The organism is Chryseobacterium sp. Leaf405, from assembly GCF_001425355.1.
GTDB lineage: Bacteria > Bacteroidota > Bacteroidia > Flavobacteriales > Weeksellaceae > Chryseobacterium.
On the sequence record NZ_LMQN01000012.1, the window covers coordinates 350,009 to 371,768 of the forward strand.

Annotated in this window: 25 protein-coding genes; 8 read left to right on the forward strand and 17 right to left on the reverse strand. The window is 34.9% G+C overall.

Annotated features, from left to right (window positions below; genetic code table 11):
- Position 1 precedes the first annotated feature (1 nt).
- The 4 genes from ASG22_RS07785 to ASG22_RS07800 all read right to left on the reverse strand — a co-directional run bounded on the left by ASG22_RS07785 (position 2) and on the right by ASG22_RS07800 (position 4,507).
- Positions 2 to 469, reverse strand: coding sequence for a hypothetical protein (locus tag ASG22_RS07785; RefSeq protein WP_055982758.1), 468 nt, complete (start codon positions 467 to 469; stop codon positions 2 to 4).
- A 69-nt stretch (positions 470 to 538) separates the two neighbouring features.
- The gene (gene hppD, locus ASG22_RS07790; RefSeq protein ID WP_055982759.1) at positions 539 to 1,669 is read right to left on the reverse strand and encodes a 4-hydroxyphenylpyruvate dioxygenase; all 1,131 of its coding nucleotides are present in this window, start codon (positions 1,667 to 1,669) and stop codon (positions 539 to 541) included.
- Positions 1,670 to 1,834: 165 nt separating this feature from the next.
- Complete coding sequence (locus ASG22_RS07795) at positions 1,835 to 3,109, reverse strand: acetyl-CoA hydrolase/transferase family protein (RefSeq protein ID WP_055982761.1); 1,275 nt, start codon at positions 3,107 to 3,109, stop codon at positions 1,835 to 1,837.
- Between the two features lie 210 nt (positions 3,110 to 3,319).
- The gene (locus ASG22_RS07800; RefSeq protein WP_055982763.1) at positions 3,320 to 4,507 is read right to left on the reverse strand and encodes a homogentisate 1,2-dioxygenase; all 1,188 of its coding nucleotides are present in this window, start codon (positions 4,505 to 4,507) and stop codon (positions 3,320 to 3,322) included.
- A gap of 124 nt (positions 4,508 to 4,631) precedes the next feature.
- Between ASG22_RS07800 and ASG22_RS07805 the strand changes: the two genes are divergently transcribed.
- A complete protein-coding gene (locus ASG22_RS07805) occupies positions 4,632 to 6,704 on the forward strand; it encodes a TonB-dependent receptor plug domain-containing protein (protein ID WP_055982765.1) in 2,073 nt (690 codons plus the stop codon).
- A 56-nt stretch (positions 6,705 to 6,760) separates the two neighbouring features.
- Positions 6,761 to 7,168 (forward strand): thioredoxin family protein, encoded by a 408-nt coding sequence (locus tag ASG22_RS07810; protein ID WP_238586873.1) that lies wholly within the window; start codon positions 6,761 to 6,763, stop codon positions 7,166 to 7,168.
- A 97-nt stretch (positions 7,169 to 7,265) separates the two neighbouring features.
- On the opposite strand, the gene ASG22_RS07815 is transcribed toward ASG22_RS07810, so the two are convergent.
- Positions 7,266 to 7,631 (reverse strand): DUF1304 domain-containing protein, encoded by a 366-nt coding sequence (locus ASG22_RS07815; RefSeq protein ID WP_055982769.1) that lies wholly within the window; start codon positions 7,629 to 7,631, stop codon positions 7,266 to 7,268.
- Positions 7,632 to 7,697: 66 nt separating this feature from the next.
- Here ASG22_RS07815 and ASG22_RS07820 point away from each other — a divergent pair, with 66 nt between their 5' ends.
- Both ASG22_RS07820 and ASG22_RS07825 read left to right on the forward strand, forming a co-directional pair.
- Positions 7,698 to 8,270 carry a Crp/Fnr family transcriptional regulator gene (locus ASG22_RS07820; protein WP_055982771.1) on the forward strand — a complete coding sequence of 191 codons (573 nt, stop codon included), beginning with the start codon at positions 7,698 to 7,700 and terminating at the stop codon, positions 8,268 to 8,270.
- 65 nt (positions 8,271 to 8,335) lie between these two features.
- Positions 8,336 to 8,779 carry a carboxymuconolactone decarboxylase family protein gene (locus ASG22_RS07825; RefSeq protein WP_055982773.1) on the forward strand — a complete coding sequence of 148 codons (444 nt, stop codon included), beginning with the start codon at positions 8,336 to 8,338 and terminating at the stop codon, positions 8,777 to 8,779.
- 63 nt (positions 8,780 to 8,842) lie between these two features.
- On the opposite strand, the gene ASG22_RS07830 is transcribed toward ASG22_RS07825, so the two are convergent.
- The 5 genes from ASG22_RS07830 to ASG22_RS07850 form a co-directional block, all read right to left on the reverse strand.
- Positions 8,843 to 9,352: a PPC domain-containing DNA-binding protein gene (locus ASG22_RS07830; protein WP_055982776.1), complete on the reverse strand. Its 510-nt coding sequence runs from the start codon at positions 9,350 to 9,352 to the stop codon at positions 8,843 to 8,845.
- 46 nt (positions 9,353 to 9,398) lie between these two features.
- Entirely contained in the window at positions 9,399 to 10,151 is a 753-nt protein-coding gene (locus ASG22_RS07835; RefSeq protein ID WP_202966696.1) for a type 1 glutamine amidotransferase domain-containing protein, read from the reverse strand.
- Positions 10,152 to 10,256: 105 nt separating this feature from the next.
- The gene (locus ASG22_RS07840) at positions 10,257 to 10,544 is read right to left on the reverse strand and encodes a putative quinol monooxygenase (protein ID WP_055982778.1); all 288 of its coding nucleotides are present in this window, start codon (positions 10,542 to 10,544) and stop codon (positions 10,257 to 10,259) included.
- Entirely contained in the window at positions 10,544 to 11,158 is a 615-nt protein-coding gene (locus tag ASG22_RS07845; RefSeq protein WP_055982780.1) for an NAD(P)H-dependent oxidoreductase, read from the reverse strand. Before ASG22_RS07845 ends, ASG22_RS07840 begins: the two co-directional genes overlap by 1 nt.
- A gap of 194 nt (positions 11,159 to 11,352) precedes the next feature.
- Positions 11,353 to 12,135 carry an alpha/beta hydrolase gene (locus tag ASG22_RS07850; protein ID WP_055982782.1) on the reverse strand — a complete coding sequence of 261 codons (783 nt, stop codon included), beginning with the start codon at positions 12,133 to 12,135 and terminating at the stop codon, positions 11,353 to 11,355.
- Positions 12,136 to 12,426: 291 nt separating this feature from the next.
- Here ASG22_RS07850 and ASG22_RS07855 point away from each other — a divergent pair, with 291 nt between their 5' ends.
- The 4 genes from ASG22_RS07855 (at position 12,427) to ASG22_RS07870 (ending at position 15,235) form a co-directional block, all read left to right on the forward strand.
- Positions 12,427 to 13,344, forward strand: a complete 918-nt coding sequence (locus ASG22_RS07855) for a LysR family transcriptional regulator (protein WP_055982784.1) — start codon at positions 12,427 to 12,429, stop codon at positions 13,342 to 13,344.
- A 24-nt stretch (positions 13,345 to 13,368) separates the two neighbouring features.
- The gene (locus ASG22_RS07860) at positions 13,369 to 14,244 is read left to right on the forward strand and encodes an aldo/keto reductase (RefSeq protein ID WP_055982786.1); all 876 of its coding nucleotides are present in this window, start codon (positions 13,369 to 13,371) and stop codon (positions 14,242 to 14,244) included.
- Positions 14,245 to 14,353: 109 nt separating this feature from the next.
- Positions 14,354 to 14,701, forward strand: a complete 348-nt coding sequence (locus tag ASG22_RS07865) for a RebB family R body protein (protein ID WP_055982788.1) — start codon at positions 14,354 to 14,356, stop codon at positions 14,699 to 14,701.
- A gap of 90 nt (positions 14,702 to 14,791) precedes the next feature.
- On the forward strand, positions 14,792 to 15,235 hold the full coding sequence (locus ASG22_RS07870) for a hypothetical protein (RefSeq protein ID WP_055982790.1): 444 nt from the start codon (positions 14,792 to 14,794) through the stop codon (positions 15,233 to 15,235).
- Between the two features lie 49 nt (positions 15,236 to 15,284).
- Here ASG22_RS07870 and murC read toward each other — a convergent pair whose 3' ends face one another.
- The 7 genes from murC to ASG22_RS07905 form a co-directional block, all read right to left on the reverse strand.
- Positions 15,285 to 16,622, reverse strand: coding sequence for a UDP-N-acetylmuramate--L-alanine ligase (gene murC, locus ASG22_RS07875; protein ID WP_055982792.1), 1,338 nt, complete (start codon positions 16,620 to 16,622; stop codon positions 15,285 to 15,287).
- Between the two features lie 5 nt (positions 16,623 to 16,627).
- Positions 16,628 to 17,065 (reverse strand): hypothetical protein, encoded by a 438-nt coding sequence (locus tag ASG22_RS07880; RefSeq protein WP_055982795.1) that lies wholly within the window; start codon positions 17,063 to 17,065, stop codon positions 16,628 to 16,630.
- 1 nt (position 17,066) lies between these two features.
- Complete coding sequence (locus tag ASG22_RS07885) at positions 17,067 to 17,882, reverse strand: lysophospholipid acyltransferase family protein (RefSeq protein WP_055982797.1); 816 nt, start codon at positions 17,880 to 17,882, stop codon at positions 17,067 to 17,069.
- 27 nt (positions 17,883 to 17,909) lie between these two features.
- A complete protein-coding gene (locus ASG22_RS07890; RefSeq protein WP_055982800.1) occupies positions 17,910 to 18,536 on the reverse strand; it encodes an NUDIX hydrolase in 627 nt (208 codons plus the stop codon).
- Positions 18,537 to 18,667: 131 nt separating this feature from the next.
- Positions 18,668 to 20,227, reverse strand: coding sequence for an Rne/Rng family ribonuclease (locus ASG22_RS07895; protein WP_055982801.1), 1,560 nt, complete (start codon positions 20,225 to 20,227; stop codon positions 18,668 to 18,670).
- A gap of 366 nt (positions 20,228 to 20,593) precedes the next feature.
- Positions 20,594 to 20,884: an HU family DNA-binding protein gene (locus tag ASG22_RS07900; RefSeq protein WP_027388329.1), complete on the reverse strand. Its 291-nt coding sequence runs from the start codon at positions 20,882 to 20,884 to the stop codon at positions 20,594 to 20,596.
- Positions 20,885 to 21,024: 140 nt separating this feature from the next.
- On the reverse strand, positions 21,025 to 21,627 hold the full coding sequence (locus ASG22_RS07905) for a response regulator transcription factor (RefSeq protein ID WP_238586874.1): 603 nt from the start codon (positions 21,625 to 21,627) through the stop codon (positions 21,025 to 21,027).
- Positions 21,628 to 21,760: the final 133 nt, after the last annotated feature.

Consider the following 21,760-nt stretch of genomic DNA (forward strand, 5'->3'; position numbering starts at 1 on the left):
TTTATTTTTGTTTTTTAGAGATAGATTCTTCATCAATCCATCTGGCTTTGGTATTAATATCAATCAGGTACAGAATATTGTCCTGTCTTGTCAGCAGTAAAGTTTTGGTAACAGGAATAGGAACTTTTTTATTTTCCAGCATGTCTGCTCTTAAAGAAACGATATTGTTTTTATTTCTCATAATATCACCGGAAAATACATTCGAGCTTGTTTGCCCCGTAGCTTTATCGTCAAAAACTTCTACGTAAGTTGCTTTATTTCCTTTGATAACGATAAAATCTCTTTCTGTATGATCTGCTTCGTCTTTAATGAAAACAAATTTCTTATTGTCAATATTTACAGATTCCAGATTCTGATTGATTCCTTTTCTTTCTTCAAGTCTGGTAAGAATATCGTTTAATGAACCGTATTGCGCTTTTAAGCTAAAAGTTGCTCCTAAAACTAATATTCCTATTAAAAATTTTTTCATATAATGTGTTTTATAAAAAAAGTTTTGCCAGGATTTTTCATCCCGACAAAACTCTATATTGTAATTAAATTAAAGATTTCCTCTTTTGTCCTGCTCTCTTTCCAACGCCTCAAATAACGCTTTGAAATTACCTGCACCAAAACTCTGAGCGCCGTGTCTTTCAATGATTTCAAAGAAAAGAGTTGGGCGGTCTTCTACAGGTTTCGTAAAGATCTGTAATAAATATCCTTCCTCATCATGATCAATAAGTATGCCTAAATCCTGTAATTTTTTAAGATCTTCATCGATGTGTCCCACTCTCTCAGGAACCATGTCATAATAAGCTTCCGGCGGAGCAGAAAGGAATTCTACACCACGTTTTTTCAACTCAGTTACCGTGTGGATAATATCTCTGGTTGCCACAGCAATGTGCTGTACGCCTTCGCCTTCGTAGAAATCAAGATATTCTTCTACCTGAGATTTCTTTTTACCTTCTGCAGGCTCGTTGATCGGGAATTTTGCAAATCCGTTTCCGTTGGACATTACTTTAGACATCAGAGCAGAATATTCTGTGTTGATCTGTTTGTCGTCAAAAGAAAGGATGTTGACAAATCCCATCACTTTTTCGTACCATTCTACTGTTGGGATCATTCTGTCCCAGTCTACGTTTCCTACGCAGTGGTCAACATATAATAAACCAGCTTCTTCAGGCTTATAATCACTTTCCCATTTTTGATAACCAGGCATGAAAGGACCTGTATAGTTTTTTCTTTCGATAAACATGTGAACAGTTTCTCCGTAAGTATAAATTCCGGACATTCTTACTTCACCATGCTCATCAGTCAAAGTTGTAGGTTCTAAATATGGTTTTCCTCCTCTTTTTGTTGTTTCTTCAAAAGCTGAATAGGCATCATCTACCCAAAGTGCCAAAATTTTAACACCATCGCCGTGTTTTTTTACATGCTCATTGATTGGAGAATCAGATTTAAGGCCAGTCGTTAAAATCAATCTTATTTTTCCCTGCTGAAGAACATAAGATGCACGGTCTCTTACACCGGTTTCAGGACCTGCATACGCAACTGACTGAAAACCGAAAGCTGTCTTGTAATAATGAGCTGCCTGCTTAGCATTACCCACATAAAACTCGATATAATCTGTACCGTTGATTGGCAAAAAGTTCTCTGCCTGAGCAATCTTTTCGGCAAATGTTAATGTTGACATATTTTCTATTTTTTACTTTTATTTAAGGTGCAAATTACAAAATTTCGTGAAACTGTTAAAATAGAAACAAACAGTTGTTAGTTAAAGTTTTAATAAAAAAATGACTGTGTAAATTATTAAAAAACCACACAAAATTGCATGTCTTAATATGGATAGAAATTTATATTAATGTTTAAATCTCTCAAAAGCCTCTTTCTCAAGCATCTCTCTGTCATCAGGATGTGCAATACTAATCAGTTCCTGCGCTCTCTGGCGAAGATTTTTTCCGTATAAATAAACGCTGCCATATTCTGTAACCACCCAATGAATATGACCTCTCGTTGTTACAACTCCCGCTCCCTGTTTAAGAAAAGGGACTATTCTAGAAACTCCTCTTTTCGTTCTTGACGTGATGGCGATAATCGGTTTTCCGTCTTCGCTTAAAGCGGCTCCCCGCATAAAATCCATTTGTCCGCCGATTCCGCTGTATTGCATTGTTCCGATAGAATCTGCACAAACCTGTCCCGTAAGATCAATTTCAATGGCTGAATTTATCGCTACCATTTTTTTGTTTCTCATAATATTGATCGGGAAATTCACTGTACCTACATCATCAAAAGAAAACACCGTATTATCATCCACATAATCATACAGTTTCCTTGTTCCGAAGCAGAAGCTTGTAATGGTTTTATTATCGTTGTAGCCTTTATATTTGTTATTGATAACATCATTTTGAATTAAATCAATCACACCGTCGCTCAACATTTCAGTATGAACGCCTAAATCTTTATGATTTCCCAGACATTTTAAAACTGCATCGGGAATTGTACCGATTCCCATTTGAAGCGTTGATCTGTCGTCAATCAATTCAGCCACATTTTTTCCCACTAACATTTCATCCGGTCCAACTTTGGCACCGTAATCTACAGTCGGAAGCTCTTCTTCATGCCATACTAATTTATGAATTTTACTGATGTGAATCATCCCGTCGCCGTGTGTTCTCGGCATTAAAGGATTAACAATAGCAACAATAATTTTAGCGGTATCAACGGCTGCCCTTGCCACATCCACAGAAGTCCCCAATGTACAGAAACCATGTTTGTCAGGCGGAGAAACAGTGATTAAAGCCACATCTAAAGGCAAAATGTTTTTTCTGAATAAGATCGGAATTTCACTTAAAAAAACGGGAACAAAATCTCCTCTGTCAGAATTTACCGCATCACGTACAGGCTCTGAGACGAACAGAGAATTCATGAAAAATTTATCTTTATATTCAGGTTTTGCAATTTCCACATTGCCCTGTTGGGTGATAGAAACCATTTCTACATTATCCAAGCGGTGAGATTGCCTCGCCAGTTCGTCGATCAGATAATTTGGAGTACATGCACTTCCGTGAAAGAAGACACGATTTCCGCTTTTGATGGTGTAAATTGCTTCTTCTGCACTTATATAATTATACATAATTGAGATATTTTAAATTTACTTTTAATATCCTAAAGATAGCGCATATTGTTTTTATTTAGTCTATATTTTGGCCCACTTGTTAGAGATATTTATCATGTTTTCAGTGAAATTTATGCAATAAAAAAAGGACCAAATTTTAAATTTAGTCCTTACTGTTTTTATGATAAATTCAAAGCAAAAAGCCAGAAGCAAGTTGCCAAAGCCGTATTATTCCTGTGAACGGTCTTCCAAACTATGATCTTCATTTTCCAGCCATGAAGTTTTGTATGACGGATCTTCCACTTTCATTGCTTCTTCTGTAATTTTCAACGGTCTGAAAGGATCTACCATCACCGCATATTCTTCAGTGAATTTTTTACCAATACTTCTTTCCATTGCTCCAGGATGTGGTCCGTGAACAATTCCTCCCGGATGAAGCGTAAAATCCATCAAATCGATATGATTACGGCTCATAAAATCACCTTCTGTGTAGAATAAAACCTCATCAGAATCAATATTAGAGTGATTGTAAGGTGCCGGAATCGCCATCGGATGATAATCGTACATTCTTGCACAGAACGAACAAACCACGAAATTGTGTGCCTCAAAAGTCTGGTGAACCGGCGGCGGTTGGTGAATTCTTCCTGTTATCGGTTCAAAATTTTTGATATTAAATTTATAAGGATAAAAATATCCGTCCCAGCCTACAACATCAAACGGATGCGTTGCGTAGATGAAATCGGTAATCTGATTTTCCTTTTTTACTTTAATTAAAAATTCTCCTTTTTCGTCTTTTGGTTCAACGAAAGTTGGCGGAATGATGTCTCTTTCGCAGAATGGTGAATGTTCCAATAACTGTCCGAATTCATTTCTGTATCTTTTTGGGGTGTAAATCGGGGAATGACTTTCAACAACAAAAAAAACGGTATCGTCAGAATTTAATTCAACCTGATAGATTGTTCCTCTCGGAATAATTAAATAATCACCAACAGAAAAATTCAGATTTCCTACGAAAGTTTTCAAAATTCCACTTCCGTTATGAACATACAGAAGTTCATCACATTCTGCATTTTTATAGAAATAATCCATCGATTTTCTTGGCTTCGACAATCCCATTTTCAGGTCGTTGTTCACCATCAGAAACTTTCTGCTGTCCATAAAATCGTCTTCAGGAGTGACATTCATTCCTTTAAACATTCTTGGCGTTACATTTTTATCAACGGCAATTTTCGGAGTTACATCTTTTGCTTCACCGATCGATTTGATTTGAGTAGGGCGGTGAATATGGTATAATAATGAAGAAATTCCGTGAAAACCTTCTGTTCCGAAAAGCTGTTCGTAGTAGAATTTATCTTCCGGAGACTTGAAAATCGTATGCCTTTTTTGTGGGATATTTCCCGACTGATGATATCTCATTTTACTTTTATATCTTGATTCTCAAATTTAATATTTTTTAATGAATTGAAATTTAAAAACAATTTTTATTTAAGTTTTGTCGTTCTAAAATTAATTGTTAGTTTTGTCTAACAATTTTAATTTCATGAAACGAATATTATTTTCTGTAGTTCTTTTATCATCATATTGTTTCTCGCAGGAATCAGATAGTTTGACTTTTAATGATTCTAAAAAACCTGATTCTGCTAAAACTTTAAACAAAAAAGAAATCAAAACGAAAAATATTGATGATGTTGTGATTACAGGAACAATAAAGCCTATCAGCCGATCCAAAAGTCCTGTTGCGGTGGAAATTTACAGCCAGAAATATTTTCAGAAGAACCCGACACCTAATATTTTTGAAGCGATTGCGATGGTTAATGGTGTAAAACCTCAGCTGAATTGTTCGGTTTGCAATACGGGAGATATTCATATTAATGGATTAGAAGGACCTTACACCATGATTTTAATTGACGGGATGCCGATTGTCAGTTCTCTTTCCACTGTTTACGGATTAAGCGGAATTCCTAACAGTCTGGTTGATCGTATTGAAGTAGTGAAAGGTCCGGCTTCCTCGCTTTATGGTTCTGAAGCAATGGGTGGAGTGATTAATATTATTACAAAAAATGCTCTCACAGCACCTAAATTGAGTGTGGATGTGATGACGACAAGCTGGGCAGAAAATAATATTGATTTTTCAACGAAATTTAACTTGGGTAAAAATGTGGCTTCTTTATTAAGCTTAAATTATTTTAATTCAACCAAAAGATTTGACGAAAATAACGACAATTTCACCGATGCTGCTTTGCAAAACAGAATTTCAGTTTTTAATAAATGGAATTTCCAGCGAAAGGAAAACCGATTGGCAAGTTTTGCGCTGAGGTATTTGTATGAAGACCGTTTTGGAGGGGAAATGCAGTGGAATAAATCGTATCGCGGAAGTGATGAGGTGTATGGCGAAAATATTTATACAAACAGAGTAGAGGCGTTTGGAGTGTATCAGTGGCCAATGAAAGAAAATATTGTCACACAGTTTTCTTATAATTTTCATGATCAAAATTCTTTCTACGGAAATAATCCTTTTGTCGCAAGGCAAAAAGTAGCTTTTACGCAAACCTATTGGGATAAAAAACTGGGAAATCATGATTTGATTGTAGGAGCGACTTTTAAACGAACTTTTTATGATGACAATACGGCCGGAACTTTATCGAGTGATGGCTTGATTAATGAACCGATGAAGTCTCCAATTTTAGGATTATTTATTCAGGATCAGTGGGAAATTAATGAAAAAAATACATTGTTATTAGGCTATAGATTTGATTACGATAAAATCCATCATGCAGTACACTCACCACGTTTTGCCTGGAAATTTTCACCCAATCCTTATCATACTTTACGTTTCAATTTTGGAACGGGTTTCCGGGTTGTGAATTTATTTACGGAAGATCATGCTGCGTTGACGGGTTCTCGTGATGTTGTTATTAAATCAGATTTAAAACCTGAAAGATCTATCAACGGAAACTTAAATTATATCTCGAAAATTCCTGTCGGTGACAAACTGCTAAATCTTGATGCTTCTGCATTCTACACCTATTTCAGCAATAAAATTGTAGGCGATTTTGATACAGATCATCAGAAAATTATTTATGATAACCTTCAGGGATACGGAATTTCAAGAGGTGCTTCTTTAAATATAGATTACAGTTTCAGTTTTCCTTTAACCGTTAATTTAGGAGTGACTTATCTTGATGTTTACCAGAAATTTGATGGAAATAATGAAAAATCGCAGCAGCTTCATGCTCCGAAATGGAGTGGAACGTATAATCTGACGTACAGATTCAGGAATAATGTAACGGTAGATTTCACAGGGCAATTTTACGGACCGATGCGGCTGCCAGTCTTACCGGATGATTACCGCCCGGAATATTCTCCGTTTTATAATTTAGCTAATATTCAGATTTCTAAGAGTTTTAAGTCCGGATTTGAAGTCTATGGCGGAATTAAAAATGTATTCAATTTTACTCCGAAAGATCCTTTAATGCGACCGTTTGACCCATTTGATAAAAATGTAAATGATCCAGTCAATAATCCAAATCATTATACTTTTGATACAACTTACGGGTATGCTCCGATGCAGAAAATAAGAGGCTTTTTAGGAGTTAGATATACTTTGAAATGAAAAAAAATATCATAATTTTATTTTTAATGTTAGTGCCTTGTTTTTGTCTTTCACAGATGAAAACAGGCACTTTTTCGGATTTGGAAATTCGGCAGAAAGAAAATCCAAAACCGATTATTATTCATATTTATACCGATTGGTGTTCTGTCTGCAGGATTGAATCTTTCAATTTGAATAAAGACAAAGATTTAGTTAAAACAATCAATGAAAATTTTTACTTCATCCGTTTTGAAGCGGAAAAAACAAAAGATAAAATCAATTTTCAGGGACAGGAATTTAAATATTTACCCAACGGAAATTCAGGAATTCATGAGCTGGTTTTGGCTTTGTCTAAAAATAAAACTCAGCCTGCGTATCCGGTGTGGATTATTTTAGATAAGAATCAGAATTTGGTTGAATATCATGAGGGATTGTTTAAACCGGAGGATATGAAGAAGAAATTAAAGGAGATTTTTAGTCTTTAATATGAGTTTGTCATTCCATAGAAAGCTAAGCCTCGCAAAGAAAGTTTGCATGGATTCCTACAGCATGATAAACTATTGGTTGGAAAGAGGAAAAATTTTATTTCAAAAGTACTGCAACAATCCCCAAAATTGCCGGTAAAGCCTGTACAAAAAATATTTTTTTCGTTGCAGAAATTGCACCATATATTCCGGCTACGGCGACACATCCCAGAAAAAACAAAGCAATATTGGTCTGCCATTTCGGATCTTCAATCAAAAAGGACCAGATTAATCCGGCAGCGAGAAAACCGTTGTATAATCCCTGATTGGCGGCTAAACCTTTGGTTGGTTTAAACATTTCGGCAGGAAGTGCAGCTTTGAAAACTTCTTTTCCTTTGGTTTCCCACGCAAACATTTCCATCCAAAGAATGTAGATGTGTTCGATGGCGACGATGGCGATTAAAATTTTGGCTACAATTTCCATGATTTACTGTTTTGTGATTGTAAAACTAAAAAAATAAAGTTAAGTTTGGTCATACAATTTTCAAAAATGGAAACTTTCAAGGCGCATTTGGATAAATTTATTACTGTTAATGATGAGGAATTTACTTCTATATCTTCCTTTTTTAATGTTTTGGAAGTGAAGAAAAAGCAGAATCTCACGTTGAGCGGTGATATTTGTAAATATATGTATTTTGTGCAGAAAGGCTGTCTGAGAAAGTTTTTTATTAATGAAAAAGGAGTCGAACAAACCACTGAATTTGCCATTGAAAACTGGTGGATCACCGATACTTTTGCGTTTGAGAGACAGGCAAAATCCGGTTTTACGATTCAGTCTGTAGAGCGGTCTGTGGTTTTGGTTATTAATCTTCAGGCGCAGGAAGAATTATTGAAAAAGCATCCTATAATGGAAAGATATTTCAGAATGGTTTATCAGCGCGCTTATGCAGCGGCAGAACGCAGAATCCGTTATCTGTATGAGATGAGCAGGGAAGAACTGTATGTGCATTTCAGTACGCAGTATCCTTGGTTTATTCAGAGAATTCCACAATATTTAATTGCATCTTTTTTGGGTTTCACTCCGGAATATTTAAGTGAAATAAGGGCGAAATTACGTTCTTAAACCAGTTTAAGATTTTTGATGTTTTAATCATTGACCTTTGTATCAGAAATTTAAAACAAAATAATATGAGTACAAGAGTAAACATCGCAACTACAGATTCAGCAGCTTACAAAGCAATGATGGGATTGGAAGGATATCTTCAAAATATTTCTTTGAATCACATTCAGAAAGAATTAATAAAAACCAGAGCTTCGCAGATCAACGGATGTGCATTCTGTCTGGATATGCACACAAAAGATGCTATGAAATACGGTGAAACTCCGCAAAGAATTTTCCTCCTGAATGCATGGAGAGAAGCAAAAGAATTATATACTGAAGAAGAGCAGGTGCTTTTGGAAATGACCGAGGAAATTACCTTAATCAGTCAGAAAGGGTTAACAGAAGAGACTTACTACAAAGCCAAACAGGTTTTTGATGAAGCTCAGATTGCACAAATTATCATGGCGATTGTTACCATTAATGCATGGAACAGAATTGCTATTGCCACACATATGCCGATTGGAAAATAATTTTCCTGAATATTTTAAGTTATTTACAAAAAAACGCTTCTCTACCTTTGAGAAGCGTTTTCATTATAGTTTACAGTTCAATTGCAAAACATTTGCATTTAAGGGCTGTTCAATTTTCCGTTCCAATTTCTGATCATTTACTGTTACATAAATTTCCATTGAGCCTGTTCCGACGTGCAAGGATAGAATATGTCCACCGTAAGCATTGAATTTATCATCAGTTGCAACACCATGAACGTGAATAGATGGACCTTTTTCATTCCAGGCAATCGATCCGGTGAGGCTTCCCATTTCTACTTTTTTAAATGTTTTTGGATTAAATTTCTTTGAATTGAAATCATAAAACCCAAAAGTAACATCAGATGCAAAACCAATTCCGGAAAAACTTGCTGAAGGAATGTTTTCCGTTTTTGCTAAATTTTCAATATTGGCAATCACGTCATCACCTTGCCGAAGAACCATTAGAAAACCTGTGGGAGTTTTATTGTAGCGGCAGATTTCTTTTTGCTGCGCAATTATATCATTTATAAATAGAATAGTTAAAATGATGATTACTTTGTTTACTATTTTCATAATCAGTTGGTTTAAATTGGTAATGAAACTTTTACACCAAAAATGACTAATTTTTCAACTCTTTTAAGATAGCTTCACCGACACTTTTCGCAGACTGAGGATTTTGCCCTGTAATCACTCTTTGATCAGTCACTACATGATTCTGCCAAAGTCCGGATTTTTCAAATTTTGCTCCTCTTTCTTTCAATTTATCTTCCAGAAGAAAAGGCACAACATTCGTTAATTTTACTTCAGCTTCTTCTTCATTGGTGAAAGCATTGATTTTTTTGCCGTCAACCAAATATTTTCCATTATTTAATTTGATATTCACAAGACCTGCAGGCCCGTGGCAAACTGCGGCAACAATTCCTCCGTTTTCATAGATTTTTGATGCAATTGCAGAAAGTTCTGTATGATCTGCAAAATCCCACATTGCGCCGTGACCGCCTGCATAAAATATCGTAGAATAATCGCCTGGATTAATTTCTGATGGTTTTAAAGAATGATCAATTTTATTTTTATATTCTTTATTTTCCCAAAATTCTCTGTTTACAGGATCTTTCAAATCAAATCCGTCAACGGGGGGAGTTCCTCCTTTCGGACTTACAAAATCAATTTCATAACCGGCTTTGTGAAGAACTTCCCAAGGATGAGAAACTTCACCCAAATAATATCCCGTATTTTCTCCAGTATTTCCTTTTTTGTCGTGACTGGTAACGACAAACAGAATTTTCTTTTTCATATTTTTTAAGTTTTTCGTTTGTGCCTGAACGAATCCTATTGTGAAAAGAGCTAAGATTAATAATGCTAATTTTTTCATAGTGAAATATTTTAACCATTAGGTTTCTTTTAATGAGTTAAGATGATTAAGTTTCTGTTACTTTATTGAATCCTAACTGTTAAATTTTACGTAATGATTTAATTTTTAAATAATGTTCGTTAAATAAATCTGCGGTTTTCCCTGCAATTTCTCATCTGCTAAAGCTCCAAATGCCTGAATATAAGGTTGTTGATTATGTTGAGGAAAACCTTCTTCGCTTTTCCATATTTCATAGAAAACAAACTGATTTTTGTCTTCAACTCCCTGGTGAAGGGTGTACAATTCGCTGGCTTCTTCCTTTCGGGTTTCTTTTACCATATTCTGAAGAACTTCCAAAACTTGTGTTCTGTGTTCTTCTTTTGCTTTGATAATGGCTGTTAAATAAATTTTCATTACGCTAATTGTGGTTTTAATTCTTTTTTGAAAACGGTTGTCAAATGATCTCTGTACAGTTTCATATCACGGTCAATATTTGCATTTTTCTCTACATCATGAAAGTGAAAACTTTCCATTTTTTCCAAAGAAACAAAGGCATTCATTCTGTGAAAACCAAATAAAGGCCCGTTGTCGACACTTGTTTCCTCAAAAAATTCTCCGGGAAGCGTGAAAGCTGTTTCCGGTGCGTTCCAGCTTGTGGTCAACATATATTTTCTTCCGCCCAGCATTCCACCGGTACCGTAGTTGATCTTTGGATTTTCTGAAGTTCTTCCGTCACTCATATAAATTCCTTTGACGTGACCTGCTGTGAAAACTTCGTCAATATATTTTTTGAAGCCGTTCGGCAATTGAAACCACCAGATCGGAGTGTGATAGATAATGTAATCTGCCCAGACGAATTTTTTCACTTCTTCATTTTTATCATAACCGTCACTAATGTTAGAAATTTTTACTTCTACATTTTCGAAATTTTTCAAAACTTCTAAGGTATTTTCTGCGATGGTCTGATTATATTTTCCTCCGGAATGTCCAAAGTTTTGCCCTGCATTGATGATTAATACTTTTTTCATTGCTGTATGATTGTTTAAATTTTATGATGCAAAGTTATGATGGTGTTTTGTATAATAAAAATAATATAAATCATAATCATATATCAGAATAATGATGTTTAAAATTGAATAAATTTTGAGTTCACATTTTCAAATTGCAAAAAAGCCGCTTCATTACTGAAACAGCTTCTATTAGATTATTTGAATCCTCAAATTTATTTTACTTCTTTCGACGCTTTTATAATTACATCTGCCACCTCCTGAGGATGAGAAATAAATACAGCATGACTTCCTTTTATTTCTGTAATTTTTGCATTTCCTTTTGTGTACATTTTACGTTGTATAGAAGGTAAGATCGCTTCATCCTGAGTAGCCACAATTCCGTATGAAGGTTTTGTTTTCCACGGAGCTTTGGTTACTTTGGCATCCAATGCTGCTGCTGCAAAACGTCCTTGCGAAGCATACATAAAATCTGCTTGTGCTTTAGGAAGGTCTGCCGCAAATCCTGCATGAAATTTTTCTTTGTCATAGTATAGAATTCCTTTTTCGTCGGCTGGTAGAATTCCGTTTTTAGGAGATCCGGGTTCTGTTTTTGCCCAATCCAAAGCAGATTCTCCTTCGTCTAACTGAAATGCCGCTACGTAAACCAATGCTGCTACATTCGGATGGTCTCCGGCTTCAGTGATTACACTTCCACCGTACGAATGACCTACTAAAATGGTTGGTCCGTCCTGTCTGTCCAATGCTGCTTTTGTAGCTTCTACGTCATCTGCCAACGAGCTTAATGGATTTTGTACGACAGTAACATTGTATCCTTTTTTGCTCAAAATGTCATAAATACCTCGGTAACCCGATCCGTCTACAAATGCACCGTGTACCAGAACTACGTTTTTAATTGCTTTCTGAGATTGAGCAGATACGTTTGAAATTCCGCTTATCAGAATTAATAAAATGGATAAGATTGATCCTAATGATTTTAAAGTTGATGTTTTTTTCATTGCTATTTAATTTAAGATTAATGATTTTATAAATTGTTACTTTAGAATTATTTATAGAACAAAGGTATATTAGTTTGGAGCTCAAAAAAATACATAAAAAGTGGTATTTGTTGTACTTTTTTCCCTGTGTTGGTTTTTAGATTAAATAACACTATTGTTTAATAATTATTTTAACTAATAGTATTATGATTATTTTGTAACTTTGTATCAGAAATATAATGGGTGAATAGTCATCCGCTTTGAAGTGAGTGGTCAATTAATTGACAATTCACAAATAACAATTTTAATAGTATGGTAAATTTAGAATGGTACCGGACTTTTAAAGCAATTTACAAAACCGGAACATTAACCGGAGCGGCAGATTCTCTTTTTATATCGCAGCCGGGAGTGAGTTTGCATTTGGGTTCTTTGGAAGCATACGTTGGGTATAAATTATTCGACAGAACCGGAAGAAAAATGGTTCCAACAGAGAGAGGAAAGGTTTTGTTTAATGCAATATCGGAGCCTTTGACGAAATTGGAGGAAGTAGAGAAAAACTTTCAGAAGTCTACAGAAAAACATACCCCGACAATCAGTGTAGGAATGTGTTTTGAAACTTTTCAGACGACTTTGGAGCAGTATGTTTCAACGTTGGATTTTAATCTCATTATCAGCTTCGGCGAATATCCTGAGATGTTAGATCAACTGGATAAAGGGATTTTAGATTTAATTATTACTCCGAGAAAAGGCACTTCAACCAATATTTTACACGAAGCATTTTCTTCTGAACAGATCATTCTGGTAGGAGGAAAAGATATTAATACAAAAAGTTTTAATGAAGTTTTAAAAACAAACGACTTTAACGATATTGAAAATTGGCTGAAACAGGAAAAATGGTACGGAACAACGGGAGATATGGAGCATCTTTTTCAGTTTTGGCTGCAGAATTTTGGTCATAAGCCGAATTTCAGACCCAATTATATCGTTCCGAATTTAAATTCAATCATCCGTTGCCTGAAAGGTGGAAAAGGACTGGCGGTTGTTCCGGATTTTTTATGTAAAAATGAAATTGAAAGCGGTGAGGTAAAATTGATTTGGGAAGGAGAAAGAAAATTAGAGAATACGTTGTATTTCGGATGCAGAAAAAAGACGAATTATGCAGAAGAAATCGATCACATCAAAGGATTGTTCAGAAAAATGATGACTAAGGATGAAACTTTAATGGTATAAATCAAATTATAAAATAAAAATAATATGGAACAAAAAAACTACACAGGACAGCCTGTGATTACACTCAATAACGGAATCGATATTCCGGCTTTAGGCTTCGGAGTTTGGCAGATGGAAGATTTGAAGGAATGTGAAAATGCTGTCGTAAAAGCAATTCAGACTGGGTACAGAATGATTGATACTGCTGCAATTTATCAAAATGAAACGGCTGTTGGAAACGCAATCAAAAATAGTGGAGTAGACAGAGAAAGTTTGTTTATCACTTCAAAACTTTGGGTTCAGGATACTTCGTATGAAAAGGTTAAACCTGCTTTTCAGAGAACATTAGACAGATTGCAGTTGGATTATCTCGATATGTACCTTATCCACTGGCCTTATGCAGACTTTTTAGGAGCCTGGAAGGCGTTGGAAGAATTATATCAGGAAGGGAAAATAAAAGCGATTGGCGTTTGTAATTTCCCAGTTGAAAAATTAGAAGAATTAAAAGCGAATTCAACAGTTCTTCCGGTAATTAATCAAATTGAGCTGCATCCTATTTTCCAGCAAAAAGAACTTCAGGTGTATGATAGAGAGAACAATATCGTTACACAACCTTGGAGCCCACTTGGAAATGGCAATGCAGGACTTTTAGATAATAAAGATTTAAAATCTATAGCAGAAAAACACAGCAAAACTGTTGCTCAGGTTATTTTGAGATGGCATTTGCAGGAAGGTTTCTGTGTGATTCCAAAATCTGTTACGCCTTCAAGAATTGAAGAGAATTTCAATGTTTTTGATTTTGAGTTATCAGAAAACAAAATGAATGTTGTTCGTTCTTTAGACACAGGAAAAAGATTGTTTTTCGATCCGAAAGACGCCGAATGGGAACAGAAAATGTTGAATGCCGTGGCGGATATTTAATTTTTTTAAATGTATAAATGATTAAGAAGCAATGAATTATTCCTTCTTTTTTTAGCGTTCAATGTAAATAAAGCTTAACTTTAAGCATCAAATCAAAAAAACTTACACCATGGAAGAACAAGACAAAAAACAGACAGCAAATGCATTTCCAACATCTGTTAATGATCAGATTACGGATGCTGTAACACAATCTAATGTAAAAGTTGTGGCTGAAGCTCCGGCAATGGCATTGGGAAATGTTTATCAGACAGCAGCGCATTCTACAGGAATTATGTTTGAAAATGCAGTGAATAATCAAAATCAACAGAACATTTTGGGACAGGCTGCCACAACGCAAGGAGTGATTCAGATTTACAGTATGGATACTGTTGCGGATGCAGTTTCAATTGCAAATATGTTAAATCCGAGTGAAAGAGTAGGGTCTACCTCTGAAGAAAATGAAGATAGAAGCGAATGATATGAGATGAATGAAACTAAGCCTTAAGATAGAAGTATTTAATTTAATTGCTTTATTTTTGTGATTCTTAAAGCAGTTTTAAAATTAATTATGAAAAAATTATTTCTTCCATTTATCTTATTTTTGATTGTTTCCTGTAATAGCGATGATGAAGTTCAGGATACTGGCAATAAAGCTTCAATTACAGGAAAATGGTATATTGAGAAATCTGAAATATATAGGTCTTCAAATCAGCAGATTCAGACTTCTTTTTCAACGGATTGCGAGAAAACCGGTACGCATGAATTTACTTCTTCCCACGTTATTTCGATTTCTTTTGCCCAGAACAATAATACCTGCGTAAAAACAGATGCTTTAACAAAGAAATACACGTTCGATAAAGGAAATGGTAAATTCTGGTTCGAAGGAGAGGAAAATTATCCATATTTTGTTACTCAGCTTACTACTGATATGATTGTAGAAGACCGAACTCAGGATTTTGACGGAGACGGTACCAAGGATGTACTAAGACGTTTTTATAAAAGAATTAATTAAAAATAAAAAACTCCTTTCAAATCGAAAGGAGTTTTGTTTTATATAGAAATTATTTTGTCAAATCCAGACCACCAAAATTACCCGAACTCATCATTAGATAAACGCCCTGATTTTTATCCAAAGTGTTCCAATAGGCATGAAGTTCTTCAGCATTCGTGAAAACTTTTAAATTTTCATTTTTAAATTTTTCCTTGATGAAATCAGGAGAAATTGGTTCCATTCTCTTGATTTTTAAAGCATCTTCCGAGTAAAAAACAATTGCTTCATCCAAGCCGTCCATGGCATGATCATATTGCTCTAAAAATACAGGGTTCAAACTTGAATAAGTATGAAGTTCAAGGAAACCGTATTTTTTTTCGTTTTTAAACTGTTCGTTGAAAGCTTTTACAGCGGCTTTTACTTTACTTGGTGCGTGTGCAAAATCTTTATAAAGAGTGCCCTTATCTTCTCTTTCTACTTTTTCCAAACGTTTTGAAGCTCCTTTGAAACTCATGATTGCTTCATAAAAATCTTCGTCCATAATACCTAAATGATGACAAATATTTCGCGCACCTTCCAGATTCAATAAATTATGAGCTCCGAAAACAGAAAGCGGAACATCGCCCATCTCGGTTTTTAAATGAACTTTTCCATTTGTGATCTCGTATTCTGGAGTTTTATAGGGAATTTTTCTGAAATAATTTTCAGCGGCTTCCACTACTTTTACGACTTCCAGATCTTCTTCATTATAAACTAAAATTCCACCGGGTGTAATACTTGCCACAAATTTTCTGAACTGCTCAATATAATCATCAAAAGTTTTAAAAACATTAATGTGATCCCACGCAATCCCGCTCATTAAAGCGATATTTGGCTGATACAGTAAAAATTTTGAACGTAAATCAATAGGGGAGGAAAGGTATTCATCACCTTCCAATACCATAAAATCATTGTCCTGAGTGAGTTTCACCATACAGTCAAAACCTTCCAACTGAGCTCCAACCATGAAATCCACGTCTTTTTGGTGGAAATTCAAAACATGAAGAATCATAGAAGTAATCGTCGTTTTTCCGTGCGAACCGGCGATAACGACTCTTGTTTTATTTTTGGACTGTTCGTAAAGAAATTCGGGGTATGAATAAATTTTTAAACCTAATTCTTTCGCTTTCGCCAATTCCGGATTGTCCTGATGTGCGTGCATTCCAAGGATTACTGCATCAATATCGGATGTTATTTTTTCAGGAAACCAACCCAATTCTTCGGGTAAAATTCCTTTTTTTTCCAATCTTGATTTCGAGGGCTCAAAAATAGCATCGTCTGAACCTGTAACCTGATATCCTTTGTCTTTTAATGCAATGGCAAGATTATGCATGGCGCTTCCGCCGATAGCGATGAAATGGGTTCTCAATTGTATTACTGTTTTTTTACGTTGTTATTAATAATCTCCTGAAACGCATTGATAATGTTGCTCCAATTAGTTTTGTAATTAGGCATTATGGCACTGGCATCTGTTTTATTACCTTCATTAGCGCCTCTTTTTACATTAATAGAAGTTGCTATATTATCGTAGATCTTTTGGCGATCTTCTTCTATTCTTCTGAAATTATTTTTAGAAAGCACAAGATCCAATTTTTTCAGATCTTCTTCTGAAATTTTAAAATCCTGCTTATATTTTTTACCCTGACCTTCAAAAGAGTAGTGAGCAATATTGTCTTTAATGAGCAAATTCTCATAAATAGGAGCAAAGCCACCGCTTTTAGAATAACTTATATCAAAATCCGAATACATTTTCTGGCTGTTACATGATACAAGTACTATAATTGCGAATAAAATTCCTATTATTCTGTTCATATTAATTACTTTGATTTTCTGAATCTTTTTGTTCTAATTTTTTAGCTTTACGCTCTTCATCGTAGTTGTGCAAAACATTGAAATCCTCAGTCTGCTCAATAGCAGTCATTATTTTATGTAAGATTTCCGGTGCTTTTTCATTGTCATAATCGATGTCAAGGGGTGCTTTGAATTCCATTGTCGGTTTCACACCTGTTACCTTTACACGAAGACCTTTCTTATCAAATGCTCTTCTGAATCCGTTGATTTTGATGGGAATTACAATAGGACGCTGGTTTTTTACCAATTTCGCCGTTCCTCGTCTTCCTTGTGCGAAAGCAGATGTCGTCCCTTGGGGAAAAGTTGCCACCCAACCGTTATCCAGAGCTTTCATAATATTATCAACTTCGGTAAGGTCTACCAATCTGTTAACATTTTTACCTTCGGCTCTCCACGTCCTTTTTACCGTTACCGCACCCGCCACTTTGAATATTTTCGGAAGAATTCCTTTATTCATGGTTTCTTCAGCAGCTACATAATAAAAATCAATTTTCGGATTTAACAGATAAATCGGATTTTTTATGGTGTTTAAATAGCCATTGTTCACGGCACAAAAAGCGTGATACATTGCTGCAACATCAGCAAAATACGTTTGGTGGTTACATACAAAAAGCACATTAGAATCCGGAAGATCCACAAGGTGTTCGGTTCCTGTTATTTTTAGTTTATTAAATCCATTGAATCTTCTGTAGGATACCATTCCTAAAATAAAAATAATAAACCTTTTCAAAAAATAAGGTGTTCCGAATGCATCGGTGAAAATATTTTTCTTCGCCATTTCTCAATTAAACACGGTTGTGCAAAGTTACATTTTTTTCAGCAACTGGCTGAATTCGCTTAAAATCATCGCCGTAGCTCCCCAAATGATATATCCGTTGAAATTTATGACAGGAACTTCGTTTCCGCCCGCAGTTGGTAAAGCCATAATTTCAGGCTGATCCGGCAGACTTAAAAAAGAGGTAATAGGAAATTCTATCACTTCTACCGCTTCACTTTGCTGCAAAATGAATTCAGGATTTTTTTTGGTATATGAAATGTAAGGATAAACATAAAAATTACTTGGTGGAATGTAAATCGGAGACATTTCTCGGATAATTCTTACATAATTTTTTTCGATTCCTATTTCTTCTGATGTTTCACGAACTGCGGTTTCAGCAAAATCTCTGTCAGTTTCCTCACGTTTTCCGCCCGGTAAAGAAATTTGTCCGCTATGTCTGTCGTGCTCGTTGATTGTTCTTTGAATTAAAGGGAAATGCCACTCATCATTTTTCAGATACAAAACAATGTTGACAGCAGCAAATTTCGGATTTTTCTTCAAAACCTCATCATAAGTAAATACGGGTCTTGCCGGAGGTGAAAAAACACCGTGAGCATTTATTCCAGGCAATTCTGCAGTTTTTATTTTCCTTAATAAATCTTTTCCAAAACTCATTCTCAAATTTAGCAATATATTTTGAAGAAAAGAAGAACCGATAATGTTAATTAATGGTAAAAAATTTTGAATAAAATTTTAATTGGAAACAAAAAATCTCCGCATAATATACGGAGATTTTGAATTTTGTATTAATTAGAGTATCCTTCCAGTTCTTCTTTGTTAGAATTATAAATTTTATATTCAAGATACTTGAAAGAATCTCTTGGAATGATGGTTACCCATTTTTTATACTTCATAAACCATTTCATCTGGATGCTTTTAATACCTTTCGTAAGGTAAGCTTCCACGAATGGATGTACATGGAGGTAAAGTTTTCCTTTCTCCTTCTGTATGGTATTTCTGATGGTTTCCTCCATTCTTTCCACAATAACAATAGGAGCTATGATTTCTCCGTCTTTGTTCGGATTTTCTTCTTTTGTTTCGATCTGTTTTTCCGGGCGGTTTCTTTGTCTGGTAATTTGTATTAAACCAAATTTGCTCGGAGGAAGGATCTTATGGCGCGCTTTATCACGACTCATTTCTTCCTTCAGGTGTTCGTACAGATCTCTTCTGTGTTCGGGGTTTGGCATATCGATAAAATCGATCACAATAATTCCACCCATATCACGGAGACGCAATTGTCTTGCAATCTCGGTAGCTGCCATTTTGTTCACATTCAGTGCGTGTTCTTTATTGGCAGCGTTTCCGGTTGTGATATTATTTCCGGAGTTTACATCTACTACGTGAAGTGCCTCGGTGTGTTCTATCACCAGATAAGCACCTTTGGAGCTTGGAATGTTTACGTGTTTTCCAAAACTCTGTTTGAGCTGTTTTTCAACATTATAATATTCCAGAAGAGGAATATGAGAATTGTAAAAATGGACAATATTTTTTCTTTCCGGAGCGATTACATCCAGATAGATTTTCATTTCTTCAACCATTTGTTCGTCGTCGCAGGTAATGCTCACGAAATCCTGATTGAAATTGTCTCTTAAAATAGCTGAAGCTTTATCATCTTCGCTTAAAACTCTTGACGGAACTTTATTTTTCTGTATATTTTTAAAAGTAGTTTCCCATTTCTGAATCAGTTGATTCATGTCATTGTGTAGGTCTGCTACTTTTTTACCCTCGGCTACGGTTCTGATAATCACTCCGAATCCTTCAGGTTTAATACTTTCGATGAGTGTTCTCAATCGTTCTTTTTCCTCAGAACTGCTGATCTTTTTGGAAATCGAAACTTTATTGTCGAAAGGTATCAGTACCAAAAAACGCCCTGTAAGAGAAACCTGAGTAGAAATTCTCGGTCCTTTTGTAGAGATCGGCTCTTTGGTAATTTGTAATAAAACAAGATCATCTTTTGCGATTACCTTGTCTACGGTTCCGTTTTTATCTATTTCGGGCTGTATCTCGAAATTTTTTAAGCTTGAAGAGCTCTGTTTTTTGGAAATAGTATCTTTTAGAAACTTTCTGTAAGTAAGATATTGTGGCCCAAGATCCTGATAATGCAGGAAAGCATCCTTATCATATCCGATATTTACGAATGCGGCATTCAGGTTGGGTGCCAGTTTTTTTACTTTTCCAACGAACAAATCTCCAACTATAAAATCGCTTTTGTCCTCTTGCTCATGAAGTTCACATAGTCTTCCGTCTTCCAGCAGTGCAATCTTTGTAAGATCATCTTCATGCGAAACGATTAGTTCTTTCTTCATTTTGTTGTAAGATAAAAATTGTTAAGATCATAGAAATAAACATGGTTTTCATTATGTAATTAATTCATTAAAATAGAAATTATAATTGAAAAAATCATATAATTCTTTAAAATAATATATTATTGTTTATTTCTCCTGAATCTTAATGGTTGTAAAACAAAATATAGTCGGTGAAGTTTTAAAATTTAAAATCACCAACTATATTTTTATATTATAAATCTCGAGAAAAAGAGATTATTTTTTCTTGTGTCTGTTCGCTCTTCTTCTTTTCTTTCTCTTGTGTGTTGCAACCTTGTGTCTTTTTCTTTTCTTTCCGCTTGGCATAATTATAATTTTTTAGTAACTAGTTAATATTCAGTTAATGTTTTATTTTACTGTAACTTTCGTTTTTACTTTCTCAACAAAAGATTTTGATGGTTTGAAAGCAGGAATGTTATGAGCAGGGATTTCAATTGCAGTGTTCTTAGAGATGTTTCTTCCCGTTTTAGCTGCTCTTGTTTTAATGATGAAAGATCCAAATCCTCTTAGATAAACGTTATCTCCATTATACATAGAAGTCCTGATTTCCTGCATAAAAGCCTCTACAACTTTCTGTGTTTCATTCTTTTCGGTTCCCAACTTATTTGAGATGGTGTTTACCAATTCTGCCTTTGTCATTTCCTTATTTAATTTTAAATTTTAGGTGTGCAAATTTAGTTAAAAAAATTGAATATTAGCAAATTAGTGATAAAATATTTTTTTGATAAATAGTTGAGAATTTAATGTTTAGTCTGTGTGAATGTTTTTTTAACTCACCATTACATACTCGAATTGTAATATCCGTTCTCTACACAGAAGCGGATGAGGTGGAGTTTTGTCTTCAGTCCCAGCTTTTCTGTAAGGCGGTTGATGTATGTGTCAATCGTTCTGGTGCTGAGATTCAGTTTCTCGCCGATTTCCTTATTGCTAAAGCCTTCGTAGCAGAATTTCATGAGCTGTATTTCCGTAGAAGAAAGTTCTTCCTGGCTCTTTTTTTGCCTGTCCATATATTCCTGTACGGCTAATGGTTGCTGCTCCCATTCTTTAGAATATTTTTCGTAATCAAAGCTGTCTGAGGTTATTTTTCCTTTAATAATATCTTTAATGACAGAGCTTTTTTTCTCACAATAAAGAATATTCGGGATTTTAGAAAGAATTTCAGCCATATCTTCCTGATAGGTTCCGGAATAGGTGATGATCGGCGTGTCTATATTGCTTTTTCTTATATATTTTATAGCTTCCATTCCGCTTAATACGGGCATGAAAAGCTCTACAATAAACACATCTTCCTGCCTCCTGTAATTCCTGCTGATAAGCTCATGACCGTTGTTGCAGTCATTAAGAAGCATATAAAACGGATTTTCCATAAGCGTCTTGATCATTATTTTTTTAAAATAAAAATCGCTGTCTGCTATAGAAAAACGCACAGTGTTAGTTAATAATTTACTCAATTTAATATCGATTTGGTGATTGATACTTAAAATTCCGGTGTCTAAATTAGCAAAATCTTACGAG